The sequence below is a fragment of the Pseudoalteromonas sp. SG41-5 genome, from assembly GCF_014164495.1.
GTDB lineage: Bacteria > Pseudomonadota > Gammaproteobacteria > Enterobacterales > Alteromonadaceae > Pseudoalteromonas > Pseudoalteromonas rhizosphaerae.
Map to the genome: position 1 here is coordinate 1 of NZ_JACJFH010000141.1, position 7,382 is coordinate 7,382.

Sequence of the window (7,382 nt, forward strand, 5' to 3'; positions counted from 1 at the left end):
ACACTCAGTTTAATTATTATACTTGCACTTTTATCCTTTCTTGGCGTTAGAGACCGCTTTCAAAAGAGTAATACACTTTTGAGAAATTACCCTGTAATTGCATGGGTGCGCCATATTTTTTATGATTTGCGTCCATTTTTGCGTCAATACATTGTAGAAGATGATTTAGAAGGGACGCCATATAGTTTTGCTGCGCGTAATCTTATTTATAATCGGGCTCAGGGTAAAAGTGACACACAGCCGCTGGGCACTGAGCGAAATGTCCGTGAAGATGGTTATACATGGGTGTGCCACTCAATGGCACCAAGCGCAGAGCCTGATAAAAAACCACGTGTCACGATTGGTAATGAGCAGTCTAGCCAACCCTATAATGCATCTTTATTAAATATTTCGGCCATGAGCTTCGGTGCTTTATCTGGGCGAGCGATAGAGGCTTTAAATAAGGGCGCTTCAATTGGTGGATTTTATCATGACACCGGTGAAGGAGGGCTTAGCAAATATCATAAAAAACACGGTGGCGATATTGTATGGGAACTCGGCACTGGCTATTTTGGTTGTCGTGATAAACATGGTCGTTTTGATCCCAAGCAATTTGCTGACCAAGCGCAAATCGAACAAGTAAAAATGACTGAAATTAAGCTAAGCCAAGGTGCAAAGCCGGGTCATGGTGGCATGTTGCCAGGCTCTAAAGTAACCCAAGAAATAGCCAACGCGCGACAAGTGCCTATTCATCAAGATTGCTTGTCTCCCTCAGGGCATTCTGCATTTTCAACCCCGATTGAGCTTCTGGAATTTGCGCAAAATATGCGTCAGTTATCAGGCAATAAACCCGTAGGTCTGAAGCTCTGTGTTGGCATGCCTCATGAAGTGATGGCATTAGGCAAAGCAATGTTAAGTACAGGGATTTATCCTGATTTTATCGTTGTAGATGGTGCCGAAGGCGGCACCGGGGCAGCTCCTAGTGAACTGTCTGATTGGGTTGGTATGCCTTTAGAAGATGGTCTCGTAATGATGCAAAATATGTTAGTGGGCACAGGGCTCAGAAAACATATTAAGTTAGGTGCCAGCGGTAAAATTTATAATGGTATGGGAATGGCAAAGCACATTGCTTTAGGAGCTGACTGGTGTAATGCGGCGCGTGCATTTATGTTTTCGATTGGTTGCGTTCAGGCGCGGCGTTGTGACAAGGGAACTTGTCCTACAGGCATTGCAACACAAGATCCGCAGCGTCAACGCTCCTTAGATATTGATATACAATCTGAACGGGCTGCTCGCTTTCATGCCAAAACTCTCTCAGCACTGGCTGAAATTGTAGGCTCAAGTGGTGTTATTCACCCAAGCGAGCTTAACCCGCATCAAATTATTACCCGTGTTAACGCTGCTCAATCTAAGTCGATTATTGATATTCACCCGCTTTTGCCTGCAAATAGCTTGCTTGACGCACCTAAAGATACAGCCTATGGCGATTGGTGGGAGGCGGCTTCACCGGATACATTCAAACCCATTAAAGACATAACACAAGCGATGGGAAAAACTTTATCAGCACATAATAGAGGGCATTATTAATGAGTATTACAGTTTCCGAAGTAATTGCTGACACGCTAATAAAAGCGGGTGCAAAACGTTGTTATGGTATTGTGGGTGATACAATTAACCACTTTACTAATGCAATCAGTAAAACGTCTCTAGAGTGGATCAATGTTCGACATGAAGAAGTGGGGGCATTCGCTGCTGGCAGTGAAGCATATATGACTAGGCAATTAGCTGTGTGTGCCGGCACCTGTGGTCCTGGAAGCTTGCATTTTGTTAATGGTATTTTTGAAAGCCATCGTAACGGATCGCCAGTTGTACTCATTGCTTCAAATGTAGATAGCTCTGAAGAAGGCATGGGGTTTCCACAGGAATTAGACCAAACTAAGATATACGATCAGTGCTCCGTTTTTTGCCAGCGTATTAATCATCCTAGTCAAGCAAGACGGATCGTTGCCCAAGCGGCCCAAGCTGCGTTAACTCATCAAGGTGTCGCGGTGGTTGTAGTGAATGGCGATATATTTAAAAATAAAATTGAAGATGATATCGCTTGGTCGGTACACCAACCACAGCCGTTAATTCGTCCAAATGACGCAGATTTAAACACCTTGGCGGGTATGATCCATAGTGCAAAGCGGATCACGATTTATGCGGGGATTGGCGCACGTGAATCACATGACCAACTAGTTGCGCTTGCTGATAAAATAAAAGCACCTATTGCACACAGCTCTCGTTCAAAAGAGTTTGTTGAACCTAATAATCCGTTTAATGTAGGTATGACAGGTATACTAGGTAATTTGGCTGGCATGCAAGCAATGGATGACTGTGATCTATTGCTATGTTTAGGCTCTGACTTCGCCTATACCCAGTTTTATCCGAAAAATGCACAAATTGTTCAAGTTGATACACAGGCGAAACATTTAGGAAGACGTACACCTATCGATTTGGGGTTGGTGGGTGATGTAGCCAATACAATTGAGGCATTACTGCCTTTACTTGAACAGCGCTCTGATGATTCTCATCTAAATAATGCACTAGAGCAGTGGCACAAGGACAAAAAAGAGTATGCAGGAAAAGCAAGGCATGAGAGTGAGCTCATTCACCCTCAGTATCTAACGCAATTACTCAGTGATAAAGCCGATAGAAATGCCATATTTACCGCTGATGGTGGGAGTCCGATGGTCTGGTTACTACGCCATTTAGAGGCTACAGGCGAGCGTCGATTCTTAACAAGCCTACTGCATGGAACAATGGCAAATGCGTATCCCCAAGCGCTAGGTATTGCAAATGCATACCCACATCGGCAAGTGATTGCGATGTGTGGTGATGGTGGTTTAACAATGATAATGGGGGATTTGCTGTCACTAGTACAAGAGCAAATCCCAGTGAAATTATTGGTTTTCAATAACGAATCCCTTGGATTTGTTGAAATGGAACAACGGGTTGAAGGTCTACTAGATAACTATACGAGTCTGCATAACCCAAATTTTGCTTCATTAGCTGAACAAATTGGTCTGCAGGGGTGGCAAGTCGATACTCCAGAGCGACTCCCAGATACGATGCAAGCTTGGTTAGATCATAAAGGACCTGCATTATTAGAAGTTAAAGTTAATCGCATGGAATTAGTAATGCCTCCTAAAATAGAGGCTAACCAAGTTGCTTCTACTGCCTTATTTGGAGTAAAAGCCGTTCTTAATGGTCGCTCAGATGAAGTGATTTCATTAATCCGAGATAACTTTATTAAGTAACAACACCTTTTAAAATAGGAGGTATTACGATACCTCCGGTTTTTACTCATCTCAGTAGAAATTTAAATACTTTCTAGCGTTTATATTGGGCTATTCGTCGCTATCATGGCTAACATTTTTGATATATAGAGTCAGCTAAGCTCTTGATGCTCTAATCTTAAAATGTTTATGCCATACTAGGTGCTGGTTAAATGAACGTTAGTGTGTATGTCTTTTTATCTACTTTTAATTAGTCTTCGTTATCAAAATATCAAAATATCAAAATATTAAAATTATAGGAAAAGTCACGGCGCTTTGGAGTGGTTGAGGTAAAATAATGCGCTGCTGTTTAGATGGTTAATAAGTCATAATGACGCAGGAGCTGCTCTGTGTCTCAACTTTTCTCGCGATGTAAATAAAATTCCATAACTACCAAGCGCTTGGATTTTCTTTGCGTGCATTCCATTTAATCTAGCCCAGCACCATTAGGTGTCAGGATAAGTAGTTGAAATAGTGTGGATGAGTTTGTGTAAAGGGCTGATTTGTATGAATTGACTCAACCACGATTCACGGGGCTCAATAAAAAGCCCCATTTAATAATTTTAGATTGCAGGCTAAATATTATATTTACTTGTTTTGTTTTTCTATCTCTATTATTTGTTTGTCTATTTGGTCTGCTTCAAAGGATAGTTCTGAGTATTTGCGTATATCGCCATTACGTTGGGCATGCATGGCTTGTTCTAGTTTCATAGAAAGCTGCTTATGTAGCTTTTTAGTTGGGTCTTTCTTAAAGAATGAAAACATATATTACTCGTTTAATAACTGGTGCAGATTGATACGTTTCAATCAATGCATTGGTTTACATTATGTTGAAATTGTAAGCTGGCAAAAGATAATGATTGCTAACATGTAGTTAAGTAGTGTTCTGCGTTGCCTGTAAGCGCTTTAATCTTAAAATGTTTATGTCATACTAAGTGTTTTATGAATATTGGTGCGTATGTCTTTTTATCTGCCATTAATTGGTCTTCATTATAAAAATATTAAAATCACTGAAACAATCACTGCTTTATGGAGTGGCTGTGGTGAAATAGTGCGTTGTCGTTTAGACGGTAAAGCCTGCGTCATTAAAGCGATTAGTGTGCCCGATCACATAAATCATCCGCGAATTTCGCAAACTGAGTTTGCAATTAACCGAAAGCGTCACTCGTATGAAGTCGAATTCCATTGGTATCAGCATTATGCGTCGCGATTACCATCTAGAGCAGGTGCTTTAAGGTGTTTTAATGCCATAGAACATGAACAGCACAAAGTCTTAGTGTTTGCTGATTTTACAGAGAGTGGCTTTGTAAACGCAAAACCAATCCATACACATGTTACAGCCATTATTAAGTGGTTGGCGTATTTTCATGCTTTTCATTTTCAAGTCAAAGCTGATGGCTTATGGTCGCAGGGGAGTTATTGGCATTTAGCTACTCGGCCAGACGAGTATGAAAAAATGGCAGATTGTGCTATCAAGCAACAAGCACACAGCATCGATCAAACTATTCGGGCATGTCAGTATCAAACGCTTATTCATGGTGATGCAAAACTTGCGAACTTCGCTGTTAATAGTTCGACTATGGAAGTTTTAGGATATGACTTTCAATATGTTGGCGCTGGAGTAGGTGTTATTGACGTTATGTACTTTTTGGGTAGTTGTTTAAATGAACAGCAATTACAACAAAGAGCTGATGATTACTTAGCCGATTACTTTAAATATTTTGCCAACGCCATGCACATATTTGATAAAAGCGCATATAGCCATGCTGCTATTAACGAATGGCAAACCTTGTGGCCAGTTGTATGGGCTGACTTTTACCGATTTTTAATGGGCTGGAGTCCAGAACACGTAAAAATTAATGCTTATATGCAATTTCAAATTACAAAAACAAATTTTGGGGTAACGTAGAATGACGAAACAGATCCGTTGGGGAATGATTGGCTGTGGCGCTGTAACCGAGGTGAAAAGTGGCCCAGCGTATAAAAATACGAAAGGTTTTGTGTTGCAAGGCGTTACTCGACGAGATACCGCACTTGCTGAAGATTACGCAAAACGCCATAACGTACCTATGGTATTTAAAACGGCCGATGAATTGATAGTAAGTTCTGATATTGATGCCGTATATATCGCAACGCCTCCCGATAGCCATATGGAGCTGGCGCTAAAAGTTGCTGCTGTGGGCAAACCATGTTGTATTGAAAAACCACTGGCGCCGACATTGGCTCACAGTGAAGTTATTCTTGAAGCTTTCAGTAGTAAAAAAATTCCTTTGTTCGTCGCGTATTATCGACGTTCTTTACCGCGCTTCAATAAAGTGAAAAGCTTGATTGATGCCGGTGAAATCGGCCAGGTGCGACATATTAATTGGCACTTAAGTAAAGCCTCCAGCGAGCAAGATAGATCAGGTGTTTACAATTGGCGTACCGATAAAACTATCGCACCAGGAGGTTATTTTGATGATTTAGCCAGCCATGGTCTCGATTTATTTGGTTACTTATTTGGTGATTATGAACAAGTGAAAGGACTGGCGACAAACCAGCAAAACTTATATGGCGCTTTTGATGCAATCACTGCGTGTTGGCAGCATAAAAACGGTATTACCGGCTCAGGAAGTTGGAACTTTGGTGGTTTTTCTCGTTTTGATGTTGTTACTTTATACGGTGAAAAGGGCGAGATCAGCTTTAGCGTATTTGATGAGCAAGCAATTACGGTTATTAACGAAAGTGGTCAGCAACAACTGAGCATTGAAAACCCGCCTCATGTTCAACAATATCATGTGCAAAATATGGCCTCGTCATTATTTGAAAATATTACACATCCGTCAACAGGTCATTCGGCCACACATACTAGTTGGGTGATGGAGCAAATTTTAAACAACTAAATCAGCGTGCAGGTATTGCTACGTTAAAAGCATCTTGTAATGCGTGTAATATCAGCGCCTGCTCCGGCGGTGCAAATATTTGTGTGTGACTACTAATGATTATTTTCTGGATTTCAGGCGTTTGTAATGCTTGATCAAATAATGCAATCACTTGCTTTCCTTGTTCTGACTGCGAGCATGCAATATAGCCAAACACTGTTTGATTCGTGTCGTCTAGGCTGAGATAGCGGATATTTTCTGTGCTTGGATCTGTACCGTGACGAGAAGTAAACACCGATCTGTATTCAATAACGGCATCGAACTTATTTTGAAATAGCATTTGACTAAGGCGATAAGCACCTGTTGTGCCGCCTAAGCTCATAAATGATTTAGGATGCTTGGTAATATAATTATCTATTTCGTGACCATATGAACGCCCTGAAGCAATGCCGATGGTGAGATTATATTTATTTACCGCATCATTTAAACTAATATTTTCAGGCAGTTCTGGATGATTATACACCACTAAGCGGTTGGCCGGAAAAGCCATAATTGGGGAGGTACTAAATAATGCATTTTCAAGGCGATCAGGTGTTTTGACTTTATTGTACAAACACACATCTTTCATTGCATGCAATTGTTGCCACTCCCTTAATCTACTCGCTGTGATAAAGTTTAACGCGATTGCACCATTGAGCTGCTTTTCAATATCGAGCAAAAATTGAGTGGCTATGTTAAATGGATCATCATTTTCCTGTGATGCAAAGTCGGTCATCATTTGCACCTTTAATGGTTTTTTAGCCATCGCTAATGAAGGCATTATTGCTAAAATACCAATCAAGAGCCCAATAACAAACTTTGACATAAAACCTATGTGAGCAAATTATTCATAGCTATTATTATAGTGTAGTTGCGTTGAAAATGACAATTATCGGATTAAATGAGATAAAGCGCTGTATTAGGAACATAAAATAATTTTTTTATTGCACTGATCATGCTTTTTTAAAGTCTGATGGAATTTTTTAAGCTAAAATAAGCGCAATTTATTTTTCTTTTAGGCGCTATTATGACTATTCATGTAATTAACCACCCACTTGTTCAACATAAACTTGGCCTTATGCGAGAATATGGCATTAGTACTAAGAGTTTCCGTGAGCTTTCGTCTGAAGTGGGTACATTATTAACCTATGAAGCGACTAAAAACCTGCCACTGGAAAAAGTAACA

General features: G+C 40.5%; 7 protein-coding genes. 5 read left to right on the forward strand and 2 right to left on the reverse strand.

What is annotated here, in order from left to right; genetic code table 11:
- Nucleotides 1-1,566: FMN-binding glutamate synthase family protein (locus H5232_RS21435; RefSeq protein WP_182831481.1), on the forward strand; the 1,566-nt coding region annotated here is incomplete at its 5' end.
- On the forward strand, nucleotides 1,566-3,278 hold the full coding sequence (locus tag H5232_RS21440; protein ID WP_182831482.1) for a thiamine pyrophosphate-dependent enzyme: 1,713 nt from the start codon (nucleotides 1,566-1,568) through the stop codon (nucleotides 3,276-3,278). The genes H5232_RS21435 and H5232_RS21440, both read left to right, overlap by 1 nt.
- Before the next feature lie 606 nt (nucleotides 3,279-3,884).
- On the opposite strand, the gene H5232_RS21445 is transcribed toward H5232_RS21440, so the two are convergent.
- Nucleotides 3,885-4,061, reverse strand: coding sequence for a DUF6435 family protein (locus H5232_RS21445; RefSeq protein WP_182762539.1), 177 nt, complete (start codon nucleotides 4,059-4,061; stop codon nucleotides 3,885-3,887).
- Nucleotides 4,062-4,254: 193 nt separating this feature from the next.
- Here H5232_RS21445 and H5232_RS21450 point away from each other — a divergent pair, with 193 nt between their 5' ends.
- Entirely contained in the window at nucleotides 4,255-5,205 is a 951-nt protein-coding gene (locus H5232_RS21450; protein WP_182831483.1) for an oxidoreductase family protein, read from the forward strand.
- Between the two features lies 1 nt (nucleotide 5,206).
- Complete coding sequence (locus H5232_RS21455; protein ID WP_182831484.1) at nucleotides 5,207-6,178, forward strand: Gfo/Idh/MocA family protein; 972 nt, start codon at nucleotides 5,207-5,209, stop codon at nucleotides 6,176-6,178.
- A gap of 1 nt (nucleotide 6,179) precedes the next feature.
- On the opposite strand, the gene H5232_RS21460 is transcribed toward H5232_RS21455, so the two are convergent.
- Entirely contained in the window at nucleotides 6,180-7,022 is an 843-nt protein-coding gene (locus tag H5232_RS21460) for an ABC transporter substrate-binding protein (protein ID WP_182718724.1), read from the reverse strand.
- Between the two features lie 201 nt (nucleotides 7,023-7,223).
- On the opposite strand from H5232_RS21460, the gene H5232_RS21465 reads away from it, so the two are divergent.
- A partial coding sequence (locus tag H5232_RS21465) for a uracil phosphoribosyltransferase (RefSeq protein WP_310736897.1) occupies nucleotides 7,224-7,382 on the forward strand: 159 nt, incomplete at its 3' end.

What these genes read in the sequence shown, in the direction of transcription:
- H5232_RS21450 (WP_182831483.1), top strand. Translation starts at nt 4,255, where the DNA reads ATGTCTTTTTATCTGCCATTAATTGGTCTTCATTATAAAAATATTAAA.
- H5232_RS21455 (WP_182831484.1), top strand. Translation starts at nt 5,207, where the DNA reads ATGACGAAACAGATCCGTTGGGGAATGATTGGCTGTGGCGCTGTAACC.
- H5232_RS21445 (WP_182762539.1), bottom strand. Translation starts at nt 4,061, where the DNA reads ATGTTTTCATTCTTTAAGAAAGACCCAACTAAAAAGCTACATAAGCAG.
- H5232_RS21440 (WP_182831482.1), top strand. Translation starts at nt 1,566, where the DNA reads ATGAGTATTACAGTTTCCGAAGTAATTGCTGACACGCTAATAAAAGCG.
- H5232_RS21460 (WP_182718724.1), bottom strand. Translation starts at nt 7,022, where the DNA reads ATGTCAAAGTTTGTTATTGGGCTCTTGATTGGTATTTTAGCAATAATG.